The organism is Fibrobacter sp. (assembly GCA_012523595.1).
GTDB lineage: Bacteria > Fibrobacterota > Chitinivibrionia > Chitinivibrionales > Chitinispirillaceae > JAAYIG01.
Map to the genome: position 1 here is coordinate 1 of JAAYIG010000237.1, position 1,675 is coordinate 1,675.

At 42.6% G+C, this 1,675-nt stretch carries 2 protein-coding genes; both read left to right on the forward strand.

Annotation, left to right across the window (positions count from 1 at the left end; translation table 11 throughout):
• On the forward strand, window positions 1-873 hold an 873-nt coding region (locus GX089_16600; protein NLP04116.1), incomplete at its 5' end, for a PAS domain S-box protein.
• Between the two features lie 572 nt (window positions 874-1,445).
• A partial coding sequence (locus GX089_16605; protein NLP04117.1) for an acetolactate synthase large subunit occupies window positions 1,446-1,675 on the forward strand: 230 nt, incomplete at its 3' end.

Below are 1,675 nucleotides of genomic sequence, written 5' to 3' on the forward strand. Positions count from 1 at the left end.
CCAAAGATGCGTCCCATAGGAATCGGGATGGATCTTTTTGGACTCCGTAAAGACGGTACCGAATTCCCGGTCGAAATAAGTTTAAGCTTTGTAAATACTCCCAACGGTCTTCTGGTGATGTCTCTGGTAAGTGATATCACAATACGAAAACAGATAGAGCAAACCCTCAGGGAGCGGGCTGATGAACTCGCCAGAGTCAATAAGGACCTGGAATCCTTCTCCTATTCCGTTTCGCACGATCTTAAGGCACCATTGAATACTTTACTGGGGTTTGGAAGATTAATCAGGGAAGAATACCAGGGGAAACTGGACGCCACCTTAAATGATTACCTTAAAAGAATAGAACACAGCGCCACACAGATGAAATCCCTTATCGATGACATTCTTAATCTGTCAAAAATCAGTCGTCAGGAGATGAAAAAGCAGCAGACAAATCTTTCGCAAATAGCCTTTTCAATCATAAGTGAATTGCAGGCATCCCAGCCACAGCGGTCTGTCAAAATTAACATTCAGGACAATGTTACTGCAAATGTTGATAAAAACCTCATCCGGATCGCTCTTTCCAATTTAATAGGGAATGCCTGGAAATTTACCGAAAAGACTTCCGATGCACGGATAGAGTTCAATAGGCAAATTATAAACGGGAAAAGTATCTATTCCATTAAGGATAATGGAGCCGGATTTGACATGAAAAGATCAGGATTGCTTTTCACCCCTTTCAGACGATTGCATTCTGACCAGGAATTTCAGGGAACAGGCATCGGTCTGGCCATTGTCGAAAGAGTAATCGAAAGACATGGCGGCAGAATCTGGGCAGAAAGTGAAATCAACAAAGGAGCAACATTTTATTTTACTCTCGACGACCAAGGTTAATAGAGATGTACGAAGGGACGGATTCAGCCAGAGGGCGATGAGATAGCTGATTTTCACCGCTGGTCGTTTGGGGAAGTTTATCCTGGTGCGGTTTTCCCTAAAAATTCAGGATTATTAAAAAAAAGCATTTGCTTCCCGCCGTTTTATGATTTATTATCCTGATATGAAAAAATCCATGACATCAACAGTAGTAGTGGTGAGCGTAGTCGTACGGTGTACACCGTAGGGGCTTTCATCTATTACTATGGTAAAAAGCCCCTGCCGGTGAATGACTGACAGGGGCTTTTTATTTGTGTGTTTTTGCATAAAAAGAAACGGTATGTAACCTGGACTAAAGAAACGAAATACAGATAAAGAAAATCATGAGAACAGGAATTTCAATGAAATTTACAATCAAAAACATTTTTACAACTCTGATTATGGTCACCATGGTGGTGGTGGCAGTAGTAGTAGTCGTGGTGAACATACATTCTCCACCGTCAGGGTTATAATATAGTATAGCAAAAAACAGTAAAACCCCTGCCGGTGAGAAACCAGCAGGGGTTTTTTAATTTAAACCAGGAGGATTAATTATGAAGTATTCAGGAGCAGAGCTAATTACCCATCTGCTCGAAAGACAAGGAATCGATACCGTTTTCGGTATCCCCGGAGGGGCAAACCTGCCTCTTTATAATGCAATATATAAAAGTAAACTAAGACACATTCTTGCCAGGCATGAGCAGGGAGCAGGTTTCATGGCTCAGGGAGTTGCCCGTTCGACTGGAAAAGCGGCAGTCTGCCTTGCCACCTCAGGGCCTGGTGC